This is a genomic window from Achromobacter aloeverae (assembly GCF_004121055.1).
GTDB lineage: Bacteria > Pseudomonadota > Gammaproteobacteria > Burkholderiales > Burkholderiaceae_B > Bordetella_C > Bordetella_C aloeverae.
In genome coordinates, this window is record NZ_PYAL01000006.1 from 1 (window position 1) to 21,351 (window position 21,351).

General features: G+C 67.8%; 20 protein-coding genes and 1 pseudogene. 13 read left to right on the forward strand and 8 right to left on the reverse strand.

Annotation, left to right across the window (positions count from 1 at the left end; all coding sequences use genetic code 11):
• Positions 1-222: pseudogene (locus C7R54_RS19240) on the reverse strand (hypothetical protein); the annotation flags it as partial.
• A 131-nt stretch (positions 223-353) separates the two neighbouring features.
• Between C7R54_RS19240 and C7R54_RS19245 the strand changes: the two are divergent.
• From C7R54_RS19245 to prpF, 10 genes are all read left to right on the forward strand, one after another.
• The gene (locus C7R54_RS19245) at positions 354-1,367 is read left to right on the forward strand and encodes a LysR substrate-binding domain-containing protein (RefSeq protein WP_129152066.1); all 1,014 of its coding nucleotides are present in this window, start codon (positions 354-356) and stop codon (positions 1,365-1,367) included.
• Between the two features lie 133 nt (positions 1,368-1,500).
• Positions 1,501-2,712 carry an MFS transporter gene (locus C7R54_RS19250; protein ID WP_129152067.1) on the forward strand — a complete coding sequence of 404 codons (1,212 nt, stop codon included), beginning with the start codon at positions 1,501-1,503 and terminating at the stop codon, positions 2,710-2,712.
• A 78-nt stretch (positions 2,713-2,790) separates the two neighbouring features.
• Complete coding sequence (gene dkgB, locus C7R54_RS19255; RefSeq protein ID WP_129152068.1) at positions 2,791-3,603, forward strand: 2,5-didehydrogluconate reductase DkgB; 813 nt, start codon at positions 2,791-2,793, stop codon at positions 3,601-3,603.
• Positions 3,604-4,025: 422 nt separating this feature from the next.
• Positions 4,026-4,430 (forward strand): hypothetical protein, encoded by a 405-nt coding sequence (locus C7R54_RS19260; RefSeq protein ID WP_129152069.1) that lies wholly within the window; start codon positions 4,026-4,028, stop codon positions 4,428-4,430.
• Positions 4,427-4,651, forward strand: coding sequence for a hypothetical protein (locus C7R54_RS19265; RefSeq protein ID WP_129152070.1), 225 nt, complete (start codon positions 4,427-4,429; stop codon positions 4,649-4,651). Before C7R54_RS19260 ends, C7R54_RS19265 begins: the two co-directional genes overlap by 4 nt.
• The gene (locus C7R54_RS19270; protein WP_204524362.1) at positions 4,648-5,979 is read left to right on the forward strand and encodes a sensor histidine kinase; all 1,332 of its coding nucleotides are present in this window, start codon (positions 4,648-4,650) and stop codon (positions 5,977-5,979) included. The genes C7R54_RS19265 and C7R54_RS19270 overlap by 4 nt, the downstream gene beginning before the upstream one ends.
• Positions 5,980-6,020: 41 nt before the next feature.
• Positions 6,021-6,680, forward strand: coding sequence for a response regulator transcription factor (locus C7R54_RS19275; RefSeq protein ID WP_129152439.1), 660 nt, complete (start codon positions 6,021-6,023; stop codon positions 6,678-6,680).
• A 55-nt stretch (positions 6,681-6,735) separates the two neighbouring features.
• Positions 6,736-7,161, forward strand: a complete 426-nt coding sequence (locus C7R54_RS19280) for a hypothetical protein (protein WP_129152071.1) — start codon at positions 6,736-6,738, stop codon at positions 7,159-7,161.
• A gap of 91 nt (positions 7,162-7,252) precedes the next feature.
• The gene (gene acnD / locus C7R54_RS19285; protein WP_129152072.1) at positions 7,253-9,883 is read left to right on the forward strand and encodes a Fe/S-dependent 2-methylisocitrate dehydratase AcnD; all 2,631 of its coding nucleotides are present in this window, start codon (positions 7,253-7,255) and stop codon (positions 9,881-9,883) included.
• Position 9,884: 1 nt separating this feature from the next.
• Positions 9,885-11,081, forward strand: coding sequence for a 2-methylaconitate cis-trans isomerase PrpF (gene prpF, locus C7R54_RS19290; protein ID WP_129152073.1), 1,197 nt, complete (start codon positions 9,885-9,887; stop codon positions 11,079-11,081).
• 82 nt (positions 11,082-11,163) lie between these two features.
• Here prpF and C7R54_RS19295 read toward each other — a convergent pair whose 3' ends face one another.
• A complete protein-coding gene (locus C7R54_RS19295) occupies positions 11,164-11,904 on the reverse strand; it encodes an IclR family transcriptional regulator (protein WP_192903701.1) in 741 nt (246 codons plus the stop codon).
• A 298-nt stretch (positions 11,905-12,202) separates the two neighbouring features.
• Between C7R54_RS19295 and C7R54_RS19300 the strand changes: the two genes are divergently transcribed.
• Positions 12,203-13,165 carry a Bug family tripartite tricarboxylate transporter substrate binding protein gene (locus C7R54_RS19300; RefSeq protein ID WP_129152075.1) on the forward strand — a complete coding sequence of 321 codons (963 nt, stop codon included), beginning with the start codon at positions 12,203-12,205 and terminating at the stop codon, positions 13,163-13,165.
• 55 nt (positions 13,166-13,220) lie between these two features.
• Positions 13,221-14,243, forward strand: coding sequence for an amidohydrolase family protein (locus C7R54_RS19305; RefSeq protein ID WP_129152076.1), 1,023 nt, complete (start codon positions 13,221-13,223; stop codon positions 14,241-14,243).
• Positions 14,244-14,255: 12 nt separating this feature from the next.
• Here C7R54_RS19305 and C7R54_RS19310 read toward each other — a convergent pair whose 3' ends face one another.
• On the reverse strand, positions 14,256-15,053 hold the full coding sequence (locus tag C7R54_RS19310; protein WP_129152077.1) for an aldolase: 798 nt from the start codon (positions 15,051-15,053) through the stop codon (positions 14,256-14,258).
• A 107-nt stretch (positions 15,054-15,160) separates the two neighbouring features.
• The gene (locus tag C7R54_RS19315; protein ID WP_129152078.1) at positions 15,161-16,162 is read right to left on the reverse strand and encodes a Bug family tripartite tricarboxylate transporter substrate binding protein; all 1,002 of its coding nucleotides are present in this window, start codon (positions 16,160-16,162) and stop codon (positions 15,161-15,163) included.
• A gap of 473 nt (positions 16,163-16,635) precedes the next feature.
• Between C7R54_RS19315 and C7R54_RS19320 the strand changes: the two genes are divergently transcribed.
• A complete protein-coding gene (locus C7R54_RS19320; protein ID WP_192903702.1) occupies positions 16,636-17,175 on the forward strand; it encodes an XRE family transcriptional regulator in 540 nt (179 codons plus the stop codon).
• Between the two features lie 59 nt (positions 17,176-17,234).
• On the opposite strand, the gene C7R54_RS19325 is transcribed toward C7R54_RS19320, so the two are convergent.
• The 4 genes from C7R54_RS19325 to C7R54_RS19340 all read right to left on the reverse strand — a co-directional run bounded on the left by C7R54_RS19325 (position 17,235) and on the right by C7R54_RS19340 (position 21,244).
• Positions 17,235-18,020, reverse strand: coding sequence for an ABC transporter ATP-binding protein (locus C7R54_RS19325; protein ID WP_129152080.1), 786 nt, complete (start codon positions 18,018-18,020; stop codon positions 17,235-17,237).
• Between the two features lie 79 nt (positions 18,021-18,099).
• Complete coding sequence (locus tag C7R54_RS19330; RefSeq protein WP_129152081.1) at positions 18,100-18,879, reverse strand: ABC transporter permease; 780 nt, start codon at positions 18,877-18,879, stop codon at positions 18,100-18,102.
• A 109-nt stretch (positions 18,880-18,988) separates the two neighbouring features.
• Positions 18,989-20,080: a taurine ABC transporter substrate-binding protein gene (locus C7R54_RS19335; protein ID WP_129152082.1), complete on the reverse strand. Its 1,092-nt coding sequence runs from the start codon at positions 20,078-20,080 to the stop codon at positions 18,989-18,991.
• 156 nt (positions 20,081-20,236) lie between these two features.
• Positions 20,237-21,244 (reverse strand): ketopantoate reductase family protein, encoded by a 1,008-nt coding sequence (locus C7R54_RS19340; RefSeq protein ID WP_129152083.1) that lies wholly within the window; start codon positions 21,242-21,244, stop codon positions 20,237-20,239.
• Between the last annotated feature and the right edge of the window lie 107 nt (positions 21,245-21,351).

Consider the following 21,351-nt stretch of genomic DNA (forward strand, 5'->3'; position numbering starts at 1 on the left):
GCCGTTGGTGATGACGCCGACCAGGTTGCCGCGGCTGGTGTAGCGCACCGCGTTGACGGGGTCCGCGACGATTTCCTCACAGGCCGCCGCCACACCGGGCGTGTACGCCAGCGCCAGGTCGCGCTGGGTCACCAGGGGCTTGCTGGCGGTAACGGAAATTTTCCCGGGCACGGGAAACTCGTGGTAGTCGAGTGCGGCCTTGCGGTCGTTGTCGGTGGTCATTGTTTTCCTCTCCTTGCGCCCAGGGCGCTGTCCTGGGATGCATTCTAGGCCGCCAGGCATAACCCTAAAATTCTGAATTGCTATGATTCCATAATATTTTCCTGATGATATGAGGGAGCTTGCCCCGGGCCATGGCCGGATTCGAACCTGATGAGGTGCTGCGCCGCCTGGCGTCGCGCCTGAAAATGCGCCACCTGACCCTGCTGCTGAATATCCGCCGCTATGGGTCCCTGACCCGGGTGGCGGAGCGCATGGCCAGCAGCCAGCCGGCCATCACCAACGCGCTGGCCGAGCTGGAAAGCATGTTCGGGGCGCCGCTGTTCGACCGCTCCGTGCGCGGCATGGCGCCGACAGCCCTGGGGGAGGTGGTGCTGGCCAGGGCCGGCGCCATGGTCCACGACCTGGAGCACCTGGTGCGGGACATGGAAACCGTGGTCGCCGGTCACGCCGCCCATCTGCACATTGGGGTCATCCCCTTTATTTCCGGTCGCCTGCTGTCCGCCGCCATCCAGCGCACCCTGCCGGACGGCTCGCGCCGGCTGACCGTGACGGTGCACGAGGGAGCCAGCGACCAGCTGCTGGCGCGGTTGCGGGAACACGATGTCGATATCGTCATCGGCCGGGCGTCGGCCACGCTGGACCTGGAAGGCGTGGCGTTCGAACGCCTGTACCAGCAGCAGCCGCGCCTGATCGCCAGCCGCCGCCTGGCCGCCCGGCTGGGACGCGCCCGCCTGGACTGGCCGGTGCTGGCGGAACTGGACTGGATCCTGGGGGCGCCGCATACGCCCATGCGCGAGCAGGTGGCCGACATGTTCCTGGGTGCGGGGCTGGCGCCGCCCACGCCCATCGTGGAAAGCGGTTCGGCCCGGCTGATCGGCGAGATGATCGCGGCCAGCGAGACGGCGGTTTCCATCGTGCCGTCGGATGTGGCCGATGAACTGGTGCGCATCGCCGGGGTGGCCATCGTGCCGTATTCCTTCAACTGGACCCTGCCGCCCATCGCGCTTTTCACGCGGGCGCGGGACGCTCGCCCCGTCGATACCCTGTTCACGGCGTCCTTGCGCCAGGTCTGCCGTGAAACCTATGGCGGCGCTCCCGCCGGCCCGCCAGGGAGCCGGGGACAGGCGGATTTGTCGATCAGGTAAACCCCTCGCCGGTCATTATTGATTTTTCCGCAAGAGTCTTTCGCTCGGGCGATGGTGTCTGGACGGGGCCAAATCCGGCAAACTTCAGCTTTATTTTGCTGTGCAGCATTTTGCTGCCCTCCCGGATCCCACCATGTCTGATCTTTCCACCTCGACCGCGCGTTCCCGGACGGACGCGTCCGCCGGTTTCGCGCTTTTCGCCCTGGCGGTCGGCGCCTTCGGCATCGGCACCACGGAATTCTCGCCCATGGGCCTGCTGCCCGTCATCGCCGAGGGCGTGAACGTCTCCATACCCAGCGCCGGCATGCTGGTCAGCGCGTACGCCATCGGCGTGATGCTGGGCGCGCCGCTGATGACGCTGGCGCTGTCGCGGTGGTCGCGCCGCACCGCGCTGATCGCCTTGATGAGTATCTTCACGGTGGGCAATCTGCTGTCGGCGGCCGCCCCCGGCTACTACACCCTGCTGCTGGCGCGCCTGGTGACCAGCCTGAACCACGGCGCGTTCTTTGGCCTGGGCTCGCTGGTCGCGGCCAGCGTGGTGCCGCGCCACAAGCAGGCCAGCGCGGTCGCCACCATGTTCATGGGGCTTACCATCGCCAATATCGGCGGCGTTCCGGCCGCTACCTGGCTGGGCCAGACCATAGGCTGGCGCATGTCCTTCGCGGCGACGGCCGTGCTTGGCGTGCTGGCGATGAGCACGCTGTGGCTCGCCCTGCCCAGGGGCGAGAGCGGCCGTCGTCCGGATGTGCGCGCCGAAATGTCGGTGCTCACCCAGCCCGCCGTGCTGGTGGCGCTGCTGACGACGGTGCTGGGGTCCGGCGCCATGTTCACGCTGTATACCTATATCGCGCCCACCTTGAAGTCCCTGACGGGCGCCAGCCCGGAATTCATCACGGCCATGCTGGTGTTGATCGGCATTGGTTTTTCCATCGGCAATGCGGCCGGCGGCAAGCTGGCGGACCGTTCGCTGGCGGGCAGCCTGATCGGCTTCCTGGCGCTGTTGATCGTCGTGATGCTGGCATTCCCGTTGCTGGGCCGCTATCACGCGGGCGCGGCCATTTCCTTGCTGTTGTGGGGCATGGCCACGTTTGCCGTCGTGCCGCCGCTGCAAATGGGCGTGATGCGGGCGGCCGAGCGCGCCCCCGGCCTGGCCTCGTCGGTCAATGTGGGCGCGTTCAACCTGGGCAATGCCTTGGGCGCGGCGGTCGGCGGCGCCACGATTTCGGCGGGCCTGGGCTACGCGGCCGTGCCGCTGGCCGGGGCGGGCATCGCCATCGCCGGCTTGCTGCTGGTGCTCGTGCAGGTCTCGCGCCGCCGCCGGCCGGTGGCGGCTTGCCGGGCCTGACCTGGCCAGCCCGGCAGGGCCGGCGCTGCGCGCCGATCCACTCGCAACCCTGCATTCAACAAGGAACAAGGAACAACCATGTCTCTCTCCACCATCCCCTCCTTTGGCCTCGGCACCTTCCGGTTGAAGGACCAGGTCGTCATCGATTCCGTGCGTACCGCCCTGGAGCTGGGCTACCGCGCCGTCGATACCGCACAGATCTATGGCAATGAGGCCGAGGTCGGCCAGGCCATCGCCGAGTCCGGCGTGGCGCGCCAGGATGTTTTCCTGACCACCAAGATATGGGTGGACAACTACGCGCCCGCCAAGCTGGGGCCCAGCCTGGAAGAAAGCCTGCGCAAGCTGCGCACCGATTACGTCGACCTGACGCTGATCCACTGGCCGGCGCCGGGCAATGGCGTGCCGCTGGAGGCCTATATGGGCGCGCTGGCACAAGCGCGCGAGCGGGGCCTGACGCGCCAGATCGGCATCTCCAATTTCAATATCGCGTTGACGCGCGAGGCCATCGCCGCGGTCGGCGCGGGCAATATCGCGACGAACCAGGTCGAGCTCAGTCCTTATTTGCAGAATCGCAAGCTGGCGGAGTTTCTCCAGTCGCAGGACATCGCCGTCACGTCCTATATGACGCTGGCCTATGGCAAGGTGCTGGGCGATCCGGTCCTGGCCGAGATCGCGGCGCGCCACCAGGCCGCGCCGGCGCAGGTCGCGCTGGCCTGGGCGATGCAGCTGGGCTACGCGGTGATTCCGTCGTCGACCAAACGGGCCAACCTGGCGGCGAACCTGCAGGCCCGGACCTTGCGCCTGTCCGATGCCGACATGGCCGCCATCGCCGCGCTGGAGCGCAATGGCCGGGAAGTCAGCCCGGCGGGTCTCGCACCCGAGTGGGATTGACCGCCGCTCCCGCGGCCCGAAGACCCTCTGCCGCCGGCCGGCCATGCCGGCGGCGCGCCCGGCCCGACGCCGGGACGATACCAAGGTATATCCCGCGCAGCCTGTTTCGCACGCGCCGCCCGCCCTACACTACCTCCCGTTGATATCGAACAAGGAGTCCGCCGTGGACGATGACGGATGTAGTAGCGCCAGCGGCGCGCACCGGGCTTCGTAGGTCTACGCCGCGGCTCTTGCCCAGCGTCCCGCCGGCCCGGTCTGGCGGAGATACGCCGCCGGGATTTCGCCTCGGATTCCCGGCTCATATCCTCCCTTCCTTGCTTCCCTTGCTCAGGCCGGACGTTTCGTCCGCGCCCATGGGGGCATGCGCGCGCCCAATTCACCAGTATTGATTCCGGGTCACTCTTGCTTCCTAGGAGACGCGCATGTTGCCGCCTACTCCCCACCGCCGCGCGGCCGCCGCGCCGGCCTTTCTCAACGTCACGTTCTACGGCTCGGCCATCGAACTGGCCATCATCCGCAAGCGCCTTTACCTGGCCTTGCGGGCGCGGCCGGAAACCGTTGCCCAGGTGCGCGATTCGGCCGACGGCGCCCAGGCCTCCACGATGGTGCGCCTGCGCAGCGATGACGGCGATGTCTCGTCCCTGCTCGGCTGGTTGAGCGCGTTTTGCAGCGAGCTGCGCATCAACGCCCTGCATGCCACGCCGGGCGACGGGATGCCGCAAGTCGCGGCCACGCGCAGGATATCGGCTTCGCGGGCTGCCGGCGATGCGCCGCGGCTGGCCGGTCCTGGCCATCGCGGGCAATTCGCCGCGGAGGTGACGTCATGAGCGAGATCTTCGAAGCCATCAAGGACTTTTCACGCGACCGGCATGAGTGGGCGGTCGAACTAGAGCTCCGCTCTCCCGCATTGCGAGCCTCCCACCCGTCGGCCGCCGACCGCGTGACCGGCGGACAGGCCGATACCCGGGGTTTCCTGGGGCTGCTGCTGCCGATGCTGGTGGCCTGGGTGGTGATGGTCATCGCAGCGGTACTGGCCATCTGGGCATGACTCCTGCACCAGCCCGGCCAGGGGAGGGCGCCGTGGCGACCCACGGCAAGCCCTGGTATAAGCTAACGGACCGGCGGACGCCGGTCCGCCGCCTGACCCTGGACCGGCGGACGCCGGTCCGCCGCCTGACCCTGGACCGGCGGACGCCGGTCCGCCGCGCTGCCCTGGGCGCGCCTGGCGTCCCGGCGCTCTTTGCCCTTCGTTCTAGTCCTCGCTATATGTCCCTGGATCAGGTCTCACGCCGACGAGGTCGCGCCCAAGCGGGCGTGCTGCTGCTCGCGCTCTTGATGGCGGCGATTTTCCTGGCGGATACGCTGACGCGGCTGGAAGTGGCCATGGCCGTGTTCTACGTCGTGGTCATCCTGCTGGCGCTCAGCCTGCTGCCGCGGCGGGGCGTGATCGGGGTAGCGCTGATCTGCGCCGCGCTGACAGTCTTCAGCCTGTTCCTGACGCCGGAGGGAGGATCCCTGCGCAGCGTCGGCCTGGTCAACGCCGCGATCAGCATCGCGGCCATCGGCATCACCGCCTACCTGGCGCTCAAGCGCGCGGCGGCCGAGGAGGCCGCGCAGGAGGCTCGCGTCCAGCTCGCGCGCCTGTCGCGCGTCCAGAGCATGGGGGAGCTGACCGCCTCCATCGCCCACGAGATCAACCAGCCCCTGGCCGCCATCGTGACCAGCGGCAGCGCCTGCCAGCGCTGGCTTGAGCATGATCCGCCCAACCTGGAGCGCGGACTACGCGCCCTGCAGCGCATGATCGACGACGCCAATCGCGCCAGCGAGGTCGTCAAGCGCATCCGGCGGCTGCTGCGCAATGCCGAGCCACGGATGGCGTCGGTGGACCTCGCCGACATCGCCGCGGAGTCGGTGGACATGACCCGTGGCGAAATGCAGCGGCGCGGCGTGACGCTGAACGAGCGCATCCAGGAAGGCCTGCCCGCCGTGCGGGCCGATCCGGTGCAGATCGGGCAGGTGATCATCAACCTCTTGCTCAACGCCATCGAGGCAATGCGGGACATGCCGTCCGGCGAGCGGCGCCTGACCTTGTGGGTGTCCGTCGCCGAGCCGGGGCAGGTGCAAGTGGTCGTCGCCGACACCGGACCCGGGCTGAGCCCGCAAGCCCGCGAACGGCTGTTCGACGCCTTCTGGACCACCAAGCCCGACGGCACTGGCCTGGGATTGACCATCAGCCGGGCCATCGTGGAGAGTCATGGCGGACGTTTGTGGACCGAACCCGCCAAGCGTGGCGGCGCGACTTTCTGCTTTACGCTGCCCGTGACCGCCAAGGATGCCGTCGCGGACAAGGATGCCGTCGCGGACAAGGATGCCTGATCATGACGGAAGACCCGATACGGAAAACACACTCGCCGCCGATGCGAAATACCAAGCCCGGTTCACGCCAGACACCCCATGACGGCTCGCCCATCGTCTATATCGTCGACGACGACACCTCCCTGCGCGAGTCGCTGGAGGACCTGATGAGCTCGGTCGGGTTGGCGGTGCGGGGATTCGGCTCGGTGCAGGAGTTCCTGGACGGCGACACCGCGGACGGCCCCGCATGCCTGGTGCTGGACGTGCGCCTGCCCGGACAGAGCGGCATGGATTTCCTGCGCCGCATGGAGCAGGCGCGCCGCCGCGTGCCCGTGGTGGTGATCACCGGGCATGGCGATATCCCCATGTCGGTGGCCGCCATGAAATCCGGCGCCGTCGATTTCCTGACCAAGCCCTTTCGCGACCAGGACCTGCTGGACGCCATCCACGCGGCGGTGGAAAAGGATCGCGCGCAACTGGCCGACATGACGCGCGCCGACGACGTGCTGGCGCGCTGGAACACCCTGACCGAGGGCGAGCGGGCGGTCATGGAGCGGGTGGTGCGCGGCATGCTGAACAAGCAGATCGCCGCCGAGCTGGAGGTCAGCGAAATCACGGTCAAGGTGCGGCGCGGCCGGGTCATGCGCAAGATGCAGGTTCGCACGCTTGCCGACCTGGTGCGGGCCGGGGGCCAGGTCAAGGGACAGGTCCCGGAGGCGTAGAATACGGCGGTCCGCGCGTCCAGCCTGGCACGCGCGCTTCCGCAGCGAGGCATCCGTGCAAGATACCTGGCAGTATCAGATACGCCTGCGCGTCACCGAGGCCCTGGCCGCGCGGCTGCGCGACCATCCCGATGCGCCCGAGGACGCGCCCCTGCGCGCCGTCCTGGCGCGCCACGGCGCCGCCATCAAGTCCCAGTACCAGGCCTTCGCCGATTATGTCGCCGAGGCCGAGCGTGAAGGCGTGGCGCAATATCCCCTGTACCGCTGGACGCGCGACACCATCGAGGACCCGGCCAAGCAGGCCAAGTACCGGCGCGTCTATACCGCCTATGTGGGCGGCCAGGAAGTCTATGACGGCGCTGCCGCCGAAGCCCTGCGGGTGGAACTCGCGGCGTTGGGGACGGATGGCGGCATCGAGGGCGTGACCAAGGTGGACACCAATCCCGCCAACAATCCGCAACCGCCCGCCGCGCGCCGCTGATTCAGCGCCTGGACAGGCGCCGCGCCCGGCGTCCGGACAAGCGGCTACTATATTCGACGAAAAAATCCGACCAAGAAAATCGACCGAGACAATGAGCAATTCCTACCGCAAACCCCTCGCCGGTACTTCCGTGGACTATATCGACGCCCGCGCGGCGGTCGACGCCCTGGCGCCGGGCGCCTGGGACCAGCTTTCCTATACCGCGCGCGTGCATGCCGAGAACCTGGTGCGGCGCTGCGATCCCGCCATCCTCGATGAGTGCCTGCGGCAGATCATCGAGCGGCGCCGCGACCGCGACTTCCCCTGGTACCCGGTGCGCGTGGTCTGCCATGACATCCTGGGCCAGACGGCGCTGGTCGACCTGGCCGGCCTGCGCGATGCGATTGCCGCCGAGGGCGGCGACCCCGCCCGGGTGAATCCCGTGGTCCCCGTGCAATTGATCGTCGACCACTCGCTGGCCGTGGAGTGCGGCGGATACGATCCAGACGCCTTCGCCAAGAACCGGGCCATCGAGGACCGGCGCAACGAGGACCGCTTCCACTTCATCGACTGGACCAAGCTGGCCTTCGCCAATGTCGACGTCATTCCGGCGGGCAACGGCATCATGCACCAGATCAACCTGGAAAAGATGTCGCCGGTGGTTTACGTGCAGGACGGCCTGGCCTTTCCCGACACCTGCGTCGGCACCGACAGCCACACGCCGCACGTCGACGCCCTGGGCGTCATCGCGGTGGGCGTCGGCGGCCTGGAGGCGGAGAACGTCATGCTGGGTCGCGCGTCGTGGATGCGCCTGCCGGAAATCGTCGGCGTGCGCCTTGCCGGTCGCCGCCAGCCCGGCATCACGGCCACGGACATCGTGCTGGCGCTGACGGAATTCCTGCGCAAGGAAAAAGTGGTTGGCGCCTATCTGGAATTCTTTGGCGACGGCGCGCGCAGCCTGACGATCGGCGATCGTGCGACCATCTCCAACATGTGCCCGGAATACGGCGCGACCGCCGCGCTGTTCTCGATCGACGAGCAGACGCTGGACTACTTGCGGCTGACCGGCCGCGAAGAAGCGCAGGTGCGCCTGGTCGAGACCTATGCCAAAACGGCGGGTTTCTGGGCCGACAGCCTGCGCGACGCGCGGTACGAACGCGAATTGCAGTTCGACCTGTCGTCGGTCGAGCGCAATATGGCGGGGCCGTCCAATCCGCATCGCCGGCTGCCGACCGCCGCCCTGGCCGAGCGCGGCATCGCGACCGGACCCGGGCTGGAGCAGGCCAGGGCGCAAGAGGTGCTGGGGCTGATGCCCGACGGCGCCGTGATCATCGCGGCCATTACGTCCTGTACCAATACGTCCAACCCGCGCAACGTGATCGCCGCGGGTCTGCTGGCGCGCAACGCGAATCGGCTGGGCCTGACGCGCAAGCCGTGGGTGAAGTCCTCGTTCGCGCCCGGCTCCAAGGCCGTCGAGCTCTACCTCAAGGAAGCGAACCTGCTGGGCGACCTGGAGCAACTGGGCTTCGGCATCGTCGCCTTCGCCTGCACCACCTGCAACGGGATGAGCGGCGCCCTGGATCCGGTGTTGCAGCAGGAGATCATCGACCGTGGCCTGTACGCCACCGCCGTCCTGTCCGGCAACCGCAACTTCGACGGCCGCATCCATCCCTACGCCAAGCAGGCCTTCCTGGCGTCGCCGCCCCTGGTCGTGGCCTACGCCATCGCCGGGACCGTGCGCTTCGATATCGAGAAGGACGTGCTGGCGGTGGTCGACGGCAAGGAGATCCGCCTCAAGGACATCTGGCCCAGCGACGAGGAAATCGACCGCATCGTCCAGGCCGCCGTGAAGCCGGAGATGTTCCGGCGCGTGTACGAACCCATGTTCGCGCGCGACATTTCGGTCGAGACCGCCGTGAGCCCACAATACGACTGGCGCCCACAGTCCACCTACATCCGCCGGCCGCCCTATTGGGACACGGAGGGCGTTGGGGCGCTGGCCGCCAATCCACGCACGCTCAGGGCCATGCGGCCGCTGGCCATCCTGCCGGACAACATCACGACCGACCACCTCTCGCCGTCCAACGCCATCCTGGCGGACTCGGCGGCCGGCGAGTACCTGACCAAAATGGGCGTGCCCGAGGAGGACTTCAACTCCTACGCCACCCACCGCGGCGACCACCTGACCGCCATGCGCGCCACCTTCGCCAATCCCACGCTCAAGAACGAGATGGTGCGCGACGCGGACGGCCAGGTGCGGGCCGGATCGCTCGCCCGCGTGGAACCCGGCGGCCACGTCATGCGGATGTGGGAGGCCATCGAAACCTACCTCGACCGCAAGCAGCCCCTGATCATCATCGCCGGCGCCGACTACGGCCAAGGCTCCTCGCGCGACTGGGCGGCGAAGGGCGTGCGGCTGGCCGGCGTGGAGACCGTGGTGGCGGAAGGCTTCGAGCGCATCCACCGCACCAATCTGATCGGCATGGGCGTGCTGCCGCTGGAGTTCCAGGCCGGCGTCGACCGCCACACGCTGGCGCTGGACGGCACCGAAACCTATGACGTGGTGGGTGAGCGCACCCCTCGCGCGACCTTGACGCTGGTGGTCCATCGCAAGGACGGCACCAGCGCCAACGTTCCCGTCACGTGCCGTCTCGACACGGCCGAAGAAGTGTCCGTCTACGAGGCGGGGGGCGTACTGCAACGCTTCGCGCAAGATTTCCTCGCTCAAGAACAAGGAGCCTGACATGGCCGCTGACCATCAAATCAAGATTCCCGCGACCTATATGCGCGGGGGGACCAGCAAAGGGGTGTTCTTCCGGCTGGATGACCTGCCCGAGGCCGCGCGCCAACCGGGTCCCGTGCGCGACGCCATTCTCCTGCGCGCGCTGGGTAGTCCGGACCCCTATGGCAAGCAGATCGACGGCATGGGCAATGCCTCGTCCAGCACCAGCAAATCGGTCATCCTGTCGCGCAGCACGCGGCCCGGCCACGACGTGGATTACCTGTTCGGCCAGGTGTCGATCGACCAGCCCTTCGTGGACTGGAGCGGCAACTGCGGCAACCTGTCGGCGGCGGTGGGGCCCTGCGCCATCCACATGGGCTTGATCGACCCGGCGCGCATCCCGCGCAATGGCGAGATCACGATACGCATCTGGCAGGCCAATATCGGCAAGACCATCGTCGCCCACGTGCCCGTCGTGGACGGCCAGGTGCAGGAGCTGGGCGACTTCGAGCTCGACGGCGTGACCTTTCCCGCGGCCGAGGTGCGCCTGGAGTTCCTGGACCCGGCGGACGAGGGCGAGGAAGGCGGCGCCATGTTTCCGACCGGCAAGGTGGTCGATCGCCTGGAGGTGCCGGGCATCGGCACCCTGGACGCGACGCTGATCAACGCCGGGATTCCTACCATCTTCCTGAACGCGGCGGACATCGGCTACACCGGCCGCGAACTGCAGGACGCCATTAATTCCGACGACGCGGCCCTGGCGCGCTTCGAAACCATACGCGCCCACGGCGCCCTGAAAATGGGCCTGATCAAGGACCTGGCCGAGGCCGCGACGCGCCAGCACACGCCCAAGGTCGCCTTCGTCGCGCCGCCCAGCGCCTACACCGCGTCCAGCGGCAAGCAGATTGGCGCGGGCGACGCGGACCTGCTGGTGCGCGCCATGTCCATGGGCAAGCTGCACCACGCCATGATGGGGACCGCCGCGGTTGCCATCGGCACCGCCGCCGCGGTGCCCGGCACGCTGGTCAACCTGGCCGCCGGCGGCGGCGAACGCAATTCGGTACGTTTCGGCCATCCGTCCGGCACCTTGCGCGTGGGCGCCGAGGCCAGGCAGGTGGATGGCGACTGGAAGGTGACCAAGGCCTTGATGAGCCGCAGCGCGCGCATCCTGATGGAAGGCTGGATCCGCGTGCCGGCGTCCTGCCTGTCGGCTCGCTGATCTGCTGCCTGATCGGCTGCCTGAGCGGCTACCCGGTTGCCTGCCTGAGCTGCCGCCTGAGTTGTCGTCTTGGCGGCCCGCGTCACGGATGCCAGGTCGCCCGCGGCCTGCCCGCGTGACGCGCCGCGCCGGCGTCGTAGCTCAACATCGCCGACAGCGATTGCGCTGCCTGCAACAGCCGCGGCGCGTAGGCCTGCAAGCGCGGCGCGACGCCGGGGCTGGCGGGCATGCCGATACACAGCGCGCCCGCCACGCGCCAGCGATTGCCGAAGACGGGCACGGCGATGCTGGCCGAGGTCCGCCGCGCCTCGCCCACCGTGACGTGATAGCCGCGCGCGCGGATCTCGTCGTAGAGCGGGCCCGTTTCCCCCATGAAAGCCAGCAGCACCAGGCCGGACGCGCCGCGATCCAGCGGCATGGCCTCGCCCACGCGGGCGCTGTTGTGTTGCGCCTGCGGGCACCGCACCTTGACCAGCCGTATGCGGCGGTCGCCATCGCGGACGAAGAAGGACATGTCCTCGCCGGTTTCATCGGATAGCTTGCGCAGCGCCGGTTCTATGCTTTCCCGCACATCGAAGGCCATGGTGTAGCGCGAACCGAGCGACGCGGTGGCAGGGCCCAGGCGCCATTGCGCCTGGTCCGTGCGCGCCACGTAGTGGCTGGCTTCCAGGGTCTTGAGCAGGCGCAGGGCGGTGGTCTTGGCCAGTCCGACGCGGCGCGCGATCTCGCTCAGGCCCAGGTGCGGCTCTTCCATGCTGAACACATCCAGGATGGCCAGTGCGCGGGTCGCGGCCGTGACCAACTCGTCAGGGTTTTCACTCATCGCTGTGTCCTGCTCCATGTCCGTCCGGGCCTGGCGCGATGGGCGCGGCGCCGATGTTCGAGCGCCTATCTTATATCGGTCCGCCAGGCGGACCGATATTGTCCCGGCCATCCGTCGCGCCTACGCTGCATGGGTGCACGGAGACGTGCCGGGACCAAGGAGGCCCCGGCATGCGGGCCGGCCCGCGGCGCAAGGCGCGCGGGTCCGACGCAAAAAACGGATCCGGCACGTGCGGGCAGAAGACCTGCACGACATCCGAAAAGACAGCGACTAGACAGCGAAGACAACGGGAGACATCATGCATCTGCGTCCTATCCGCGTGGCGTTGGCCGCGCTCGTGCTCTGGAGCGGCGCCGCGGGCAGCGCCTGGGCCGACTACCCCGACAAACCCATCCGCCTGGTCGTCCCCTATGCCGCGGGCGGCGGCGTCGACAACATCTCGCGCGTGGTGGCCACCGAGCTGGGGGCGCGCCTGAAGCAAAGCGTGGTGATCGAGAACCGTGGCGGCGCGAACGGCAATATCGGCACCGAGTATGTGGCGCGCGCCGCGCCCGACGGCTACACCGTGCTGATGGGCGCGACCTACCTGGGCTTCAATCGCGCCACCATGGCCAATCTGCCCTACGACGCCGCGAAAGACCTGCAGCCCGTGGCGCGCACGGGGCGCGCGCCTTTCGTGCTGGTGGTGCCGGCGACGACGGCCATCCATGACGTGGCCGGTCTCGTCGCCTGGATGAAGGCGAATCCGGACAAGGCTTCCTACGGCGCGGTCGGCGCCGGGTCGCCGACCAATCTGCTGTTCCCGCAAAACACCGGCACCAAGCCCGTGCAGGTGCTGTACAAGGGCGGCTCCGCCGCCTTGCCCGACCTGCTGGCGGGCCGCCTGACCTTCATGATCCCCACCGCCAGCGAGGTCGTTCCCCTGGTGGAAAGCGGCAAGCTGCGCGCACTGGCGGTCACGGGGTCGGAGCGTTTCCACCGGCTGCCCGACGTGCCCACCATGGGGGAGGCGGGCGTGCCCAACCTGGAGCTCATCGGTTGGTGGGGCATGTTCGCGCCGGCTGGCACGCCACAGCCGGCGGTGAAGAAACTGTCCGACGCCATCCAGGCCGTGATGGCGCAGCCGAACGTCATCGAGGCGCTGAACAAGCTGGGCGTCGAGGCGGCGCCGATGCCTACGCAGGCGTTCACCGCTTTCTATAACCAGGAATTGAAGACCTATGCCGACGTGGCCCGGCAATTCGGCCTGAAGGTCGAGTAGCAGGAATGCGGGTCACCCGCGGGACCAACCCCAGCACAACCACCAGGACAACATCATGATCATCGATTGCCACGGGCACTACACCACCGCGCCGGCCGCGCTGAAGGCCTGGCGCGCCCGCCAGACAGACGCCTATGCCGCGGGGCAGGTGCTGGTTCCGGACTTCCACATCAGCGACGACGAGATCCGCGAGTCGCTGGAGCCCAACCAGCTGCGCATCCAGCGCGAGCGCGGCGTCGACCTGACGCTGTTCTCGCCGATTGCCGGCGCGATGGCGCATCACGTCGGCGACGCCACCACCAGCGCCAACTGGACGCGCGCCTGCAACGACCTCATCCATCGCGCGGTGGAGCTGTATCCGGATCAGTTGGTGGGCGTCTGCCAGCTGCCGCAGTCGCCCGGCGTCAGCCCGGCCAATTGCATCGCGGAGCTCAAGCGCTGCGTGCTGGAGCTTGGCTTTGTCGGCTGCAACGTCAACCCCGATCCCAGCGACGGCTACTGGACCGATCCGCCGCTGACCCAGAAGCATTGGTATCCGCTGTTCGAAACCCTGGTGGAGCTGGACGTGCCGGCCATGGTCCACGTCAGCTGTTCCTGCAATCCCAACTTCCACCATACCGGCGCGCATTACCTGAACGGCGACACGACGGCCTTCATGCAGTTCCTGATGGCGGACATCTTCAAGGATTTCCCCACCCTGCGCTTCGTGATCCCGCACGGAGGCGGCGCGGTGCCGTTCCACTGGGGACGCTATCGTGGCCTGGCGCAGCAGTTCAACCGGCCGACGGTGGAGGAGTTGATGAACAACGTGTTCTTCGACACCTGCGTCTATCACCGGCCCGGCATCGAACTGCTGCTGGACGTGGTGCCGCCGGACAATGTGCTGTTCGCGTCGGAGATCATCGGCGCCGTCAAGGGCATCGACCCCCGCACCGGACACTATTACGACGACACCAAGCGCTACATCGATGCCGTCGAGTGGCTGCGGCCCGAGCATCGCGCCAAGGTGCTCGGGGAGAACGCCTTGCGCGTCTATCCCCGCCTGGCGCAACGCCTGCGGGCGCGCGGCCGCCTTTGACGCGGACGTTCCTTACCGGCTGAGGCAATCCGCGTTGCGCGGGTTCTTCAGCGCGCGCCGCGCGTAGTAATCGAAGGCCACGGTGTTGCGCTTGGGACGCAGGATCCAGTCGTGCGCTTCCTTGCCCAGCGCCGGGTCGATCGGCTTGATTTCGCCGGCGGCCTGCGCCAGCAGCTGCATGCGGGCGGCGCGTTCGAAGGCAATGGCCAGGACGCACGCTTCCTCCACGCTCTGGCCGGCGACGAGCAGGCCATGGTGCGACAGCATCAGCGCGCGCTTGCTGCCCAGCGCGCCGGAGATGAGTTCCCCTTCTTCGTTGCCGACGGGGACGCCGGGCCAATTGGCGACGAAGGCCACGTCGTCGTACAGCACGCAGTTGTCCATGTGCGAGACGATCAGCGGCTGTTCCAGCATGCCCAGCGCCGCGGTGTGCACGGCATGGGTGTGGATGATGCAGTTGACGTCGGGGCGGGCGCGGTAGACCCAGGAGTGGAAGCGGTTAGCCGGATTGGGCATGCCGTCGCCTTCCAGCACGTTCAGGTCTTCATCCACGCGCAGCAGGTTGCCTTCGGAGATTTCGTCGAAGCCATGGCCCAGGCGCTGCGTGTAGAACTCGCCGGGCGTGCCCGTGCGCGCGGTGATCTGGCCCGCCAGTCCGGAATCATGACCATTTTCGAACAGGATGCGGCAGGTCAGCGCCAGCTTCTGGCGCAGCGTGTAGGCGCTGTCGGCGAACTGCCGGTCCATTTGCGCGGTCGACTGGTCGACCAGGGTGGCCTTGTCGAGCTGGAAGGTATCTTGGGCGTTCATGATGGTGGACCTCGGTTGGGGTTACGGCCCGTTTTCTGCGGGGGAGCGCCGGGCTTGCATCGGCTGGCCTGCCCTCGCATTTTCGGGCCCTGATGCGTGTCTTCGTTCTAATCGAGTCGGGTGCCGGCGGCCTGTATGACCTTGTACCACTTGTCCGTCTCGGCTTTCACATGGGCCTGGTAGGCGGATACGCCGGTGGGCAGCGGATCGATGCCCATTTCGGCCAGGCGGGCGACCAGCTTGGGTTGCGCCATGGCGCGGGCCAGGGCCTGGTTCAGCACGTCGACCTGGGCCTGGGGCGTGCCGGGCGGCGCGACCAGCGCGTTCCAGGAGCCGACCTGGAAGTCCTGCATGCCTTCCTCGACACTGGTGCGCAGGTCCGGCGCGACCGCGTTGCGCCGCTGCGCGGCCAGCGCCAGCATGGTCAGGCGGCCGGCCTTGTCCTGCGGCTGGATGACGGGCAGCGCGTCGATGACCACTTGCACCTGGCCGCCGACGGCGGCGTTGACGGCCTCGACGCCGCTCTTGAAGGGAATGTGGGTGATCTGGGCGCCGGTGATCAGCTTGAACAGCTCCAGGCCCAGGTGTGGGGAACTGCCGTTGCCGGCCGAGCCGAAGTTCAGCTGGTTGGGATGGGCCTTGGCGTAGGCGGCCAGTTCCTTCAGGTCGCGCACGCCGTCGATGCCGTGTATGGCCAGGACGAAAGGCGCGTTGCTCACCAGGGACACCGGCGTCAGCGCGGCGGGGTCGTAGCTCAGCTTGCTGTAAAGCATCTTGTTGACCACCTGCGTGCCGACCGTGCCTAGCAGCAGGGTATAGCCGTCCGGCTTGGCCTGCGCCAGTACCTGCGCGGCGATGGACCCGCCGGCGCCCGGGCGGTTCTCGATGATGATCTGCTGCTTGAGTTCATCGCCCAGGTATTGCGCGACCAGTCGTCCCGCGACGTCGGTAATGCCGCCCGCGCCGAAAGGAACGATCAGGCGTATCGGCTTGTCCGGGTAGGTATCGGCATGCGCCGGCGCCGACGGCGCCAGCGTTGTCGCCAAGACGGCGGCCAGGCCCAGGCGGGCCGAGGGCAGAAAGGCCCGTAGACGGGAACGGAACGACATAAGATACCCCTTTTATAAATAAGCGGCGACCCGTCGCGGCCGCCTCCGTTTTCGCGCACAAAGCGAGAAGCAACATCTTTTCCCAAGATCGGGAGAGCCAAGAAGCCGCACCCCTCGGCCCCTGGTTCAGAAGTCCCAAGAAGCTGCACCCCTCGGCCCCTGGTTCAGAAGTCCCAAGAAGCCGCACCCCTCGACCCCTGGCCTGCCAATGTCGAGGGCTACGCCCTCGGCCGCTGGCTCGGGAGGGGAGGCTCCTTCCTTCGACCCCTCTATTGGGGGAGCTTCGAGGGGCGGAGCCCCTCGATTCCTTTTTCCCTGCCTCGGCTTGCCGAGTAGGGTGGGGACGCATGTTCAAATACGTGCGGTCGACCTAAAGAACTCAAGTGTAGTTTAGGACACTTGTGTCATTCAGGAAAAAACTATTTGAAAGTGTCATGCGCAAGCATGGTCACGACGTATTGGAAAGGAAAGGCATGTCCGTCAAATTGAAGTTGCTGCGCGTACAGGCCGGGCTGACCCTGGAGGCCCTGGCGCAGGCCGCCGAACTCACCCGCAGCTATGTGTCCAAGCTGGAACGGGGCGTTTCGACGCCGTCGATCAGCGCCGGCCTGAAGATCGCCAAGGCGCTGGGCGTCACGGTGGAGGAGCTGTTCGCCGACACGCCCGATGATGATCCGGTCGTCATCAGCCGCGCGGCCAAGGGGGAAGCGCGCACCGCCGACGGCACGCCGCGCCCGCCCCGCGTCGTGTCCGGCGCGCAGCCCAGCCACCGCATGGTGGCGTTCGTCATCGCGCCCAGCGACGAGCCCGTGCGCAACCATCCCATGAGCCATCACAAGGGCGAGGAACTGCTTTACGTCCTGAAGGGGTCGATAGCCCTGCGGCTGGCCCGTCGCACGGAAACCTTGCACGCGGGCGACAGTGCGCACTTCAATTCCAGCATTCCGCACAAGATCACGTCGGTGGGCAAGGTGCCGGCGTCGGTGCTGCTGGTGATCGCCCAGGACGAATAGCCCTGCGACGCGGCTCGGCCATGGCGACGGCCTTGCCCCATGGCGGCGTGCGCCGCCTTCTACAAGGCCAGGTGCTTACGCGCTTCCTCGCGCACCAGGTGCAGCGCGTGGCGCTTGATTTCGCCGTAGGAAGGGTCGGTGGCCAGTGCCTCCGCGTCGCGCGGCATGGCGAACGGCACGCGAATCTCCTCGCGGATGCGTCCGGGGCGCGCCGACATCACCAGGATGCGTGTGCCCAGCAGCAGGGCTTCCTCGACGTCGTGCGTGACGAAGAGGATGGTGGTGCGCTCGCGCGCCCAGGCCTCCAGCAGCAGTTCCTGCATCAGGCTGCGGGTCTGTGCGTCGAGCGCGCCGAAGGGTTCGTCCATCAACAGGATGTCCGGCCGCATGATCCACGCCCGCGCCAGCGCCACGCGCTGGCGCATGCCGCCGGACAATTCCCAGGCGCGCGCGTCGTGATGGTTTTGCAGGCCCATCTGCCGCAGCAAGGTCTCGGCCTGCGGACGATAGGTGGCGGCGGGGATGCCTTGCATGCGCGGGCCGAAGGTGACGTTCTCCAGTACCGTCAGCCAGGGATAGAGCAGCGCTTGCTGGAATACCATGCCGCGGCTGGGCGCGGGACCCATGACCGGTTCTCCATGCGCCAGGATGCGCCCGCGATCCGGGCGTTCGAAGCCGGCGACCAGGTTCAGGATGGTCGATTTGCCGCAGCCCGACGGTCCCAGCAGTATGACGAACTCGCCCGGCTCCACGGTCAAATCGAACCCGGATAGCACCGGGGCGCCTGCCGGGCCGCGCGGCGAGGGGAAGGAGAAATCGACGTTCTCCAGGATCAGGTGGGACATGGCATTCGGTGGGCGTGGACGGCCAGCGCGGGACGCTTTCCGCAATTCATGGGCCGCGTGCGCGCGGCGTGCATCGATGTCATTGCTTGCCTGCCCAGGGAACGCAGCAGCGTTGCAGGCCTACCAGGGCCAAATCCAGCAAATAGCCGGTGACGCCCAGGATGAGTATGCCGATCAGCACCACGTCGGTACGCAGGTAGGCGCCCGCATTGACGATCATCCATCCCACGCCGGATGTCGACGCCACCAGTTCCGCCGCCACCAGCGACGTCCAGCCTATGCCGATGGACAGGCGTATCGTCGTGAACAGGTCCGCCGCGCAGTGGGGGAAGACGACGTGCCAGAACACCTGCCGCCGCGTCAGGCCCAGGGTCCGCGCGACGCGGATATGGCCCTGCGCGACGCCTTGCACGGCGGCGGCCGCGCCGACCAGGATGTTCAGGAAGGTGGAGATGAAGATAAGGAAGAACTTCGATGCTTCGTCGATGCCCAGCCACACGATGGCCAGGGGAATCAGGGCGATCTTGGGCAGCGGCCTCAGGAACTGCACGAACGGATCGAGCAGGGCCGCCAGCGTTGCATTCAATCCCATGGACAGGCCCAGCGGCACGCCGATGACGACGGACAGGGCGAAGGCCGACAGCGCGCGAGCCAGGCTGATGCCGATGTGCTGCCACAAAGGTATCTGCCCATAGCCGTTGCGCCAGATGTCGGCCCAGGTGGAGACCAGTTCGGAAGGCGGCGGCAGGAACAGGGCGTCGACCCAACCCCGGCTGCCGGCGAGCTGCCATAAGGCCAGCACCGCCACGACGGCGGCGGTGCTGACCGCCAGGCGGTAGGCGCGTCGATTCTGCCGCATTACTACCGTATCGCTGGATCCAGGCGGCCGTCGCCGCGATGTCGGCGTGCGGCAGGGCTTGCGTCGTCGCTGTCGCGCGTGTCTGGATGCATGCCAGCCGTCCTCGGTTTCAGCGCGCCGCGCTGGCCGGGGCGCCGGCGGCCGGAACGGCTTGCGCCTGGGCGCCCCGCAGGTGTAGCGCCAGCTTCAGGTAGGCCGGATTGATGGCGCCGGAGAACGAGGCGGGGATGTCCTGCTTGCGGATCTGGTCGACACTGCCGAGGAATTCCGCCGTCTTGCGCACGGCGCCCGCCAATACGGTCTGGTCGGGGTGGCTGCCGTCACCGAACCAGGCCGGCCGCAGTTGCTCGTCGATGGTCGGATAGTTGTTGCCGTCGATGGACTCGCGTACCGCCTTGGGGGTCGAACCCAGTTCCTTGGCGATGGCCGCGGCGACGCCGTCCGGGTCCTTGCGATAGTTCCGGACCTCCTGCTCCAGCACCAGCAGCAGCTTGGCGACCAGTTCGGGATGCTTCTGGCCGAAGGCGCGCGAGACGGACAGGCCGTTGAAGATCAGGTAGCCATCCTTTTTCAGGTCGCGGGTGTGGAAGATGGCGTGGCCGCCATCCTGTTCCAGCGTCGAGTTGAAGGGGGCCCAGACATAACCCGCGTCCACGTCGCCGCGCCGCCACGCTGCCACCAGTTCGTCCGGTTTGAGCGGCACGAAGCGGATCTTGGAGCGGTCGATGTGGTTCAGCGCGATGGCCGTGTCCAGCGCATACTGGGCGGTCGAGTTGGCGGGATAGCCCACGGTGTGGCCGGCCAGGTCGGCCAGCGAGTTGATGTTCTTGTCCTTGCGCGCCACCAGCCGTTCGTAGGTGGCGATGTCGGCCGAGATGCCCACCAGCTCGATCGGCAGCTTGCGCACGATGGCCGAGACCGTCGGGCTGGAGCCGAAGTTGGCGATATCGATGCTGTTGCTGGCGAACAGGTTGAGCACGTCCGCGCCTGTGCCGAACTGCACCCACTTGACCGGCACGCCCAGGGCTTTCTCCAGCGAGCCGTCGACCTTGGCGTTGACGATCAGCTGCGCGCCGCCGCTATAGGCGATGCGGACTTCCTTGGGTAGGGGTTCGGCCGCGGGGGCCGAGGTGGCCAGGGCGGCGAAGCCGGTGGTGCCGACAGAGCCGGCAAAGAGCAGGGCGCGAAGCAAGGCTTTCATGAGAGCACCGGTAAATGGAACGGGCGCTCATCTTAGGGACGGCGTGCTGGATCGGAAACGATTCGATAGTGATAAGGAAATCACGCGCGGTCCCCGGGGTCCGGGCTGCCGCGACGGTCCGACGGCCCGTGCATGGCGGGAGTCCCCCTTGCCGCGCTATGCCTCGCCGCGCAGCGATGCCGCGAATTCCGAGCGGGCGCGTTGCGCCAGCAGCGTCACCGTGACGTCCAGCATGGGCGTGGGTACGCCTGCCAGGCGGCCGAGGTCCTGTACCGCGCGCAACTGGGCGTCGATTTCCATGGCGCGTCCCGCCAGCAGGTCCTGCAGCATGGACGGCGGATGGCGGTTGTTGCCGCTGGACCGGATCTGGGCATCCAGGTCGAAGCCCGCATCGATGCCATGGGCGGCCGCCACCGCGTGGGTTTCTTCGCCGAGCTGGCGCCAGAGTTCGCGCGCATCGTCCTGGGCGAAGATTTCCGGCGCGGTCGACACGGTCAGCGCGCAGGTCAGCGAACTGGGCACGTTCAGGACCAGCTTGGCCCAGATGTCGCGCCGGATATGCTGGCTGGCACGCGCCCCGGGCAGGCCGGGCTGCAAGGCGGCCACCACCGCCGCCAGCCGCGGCGACGCGCTGTTGTCCGGCTCGCCGATGGTGAAGGTGTTCACCGTGCTGGTGCTGCGCACCACGCCGGGCGCCGCCAATTCGTTGGGCGAACGGATGACGCAACCCAGCGCGCGTTCCGCACCGATGTGGCGCCACAGCTGCCCTTCCGGATCGAGGCGGGGTAGCCGCGCCGCGGCGGGCTGGTCCGCGCCATCGGCGGGCAGGCCATGGAAGTACCACCACGGGATGCCGTTGAGCGCGAACACCACCGGGGTGTCGGACCGCAGCAGCGTGGCCAGGCTGGCCGCGGCCGGTCCCAGCGACTGGGCTTTCAGGGTGGAGATGACGAGGTCCTGCGGGCCGAGGTCGGCGGGATTGTCGCTGGCGGCCACGGGGACGGTGAAGTCGGCGTCCGGTGCGACAAGGCGCAGCCCTTGCTCGCGGATGGCCGCCAGGTGCGGGCCGCGCGCCACGACGGAAACGTCCAGTCCGGTTTGCGCCAGGCGGGCCGCGATATGGCCGCCGACCGCGCCGGCGCCGTAGATGCAGATCTTTTTCATGAGGTCCTGGATAGGCAGATTACGTCATGGCGTCGGTCCCGGCCGCCGCATGCGCGGGCAATCATCGACCTGGGGCGGTGCTTTGTCAACGCACCAGAAGGCGGGCC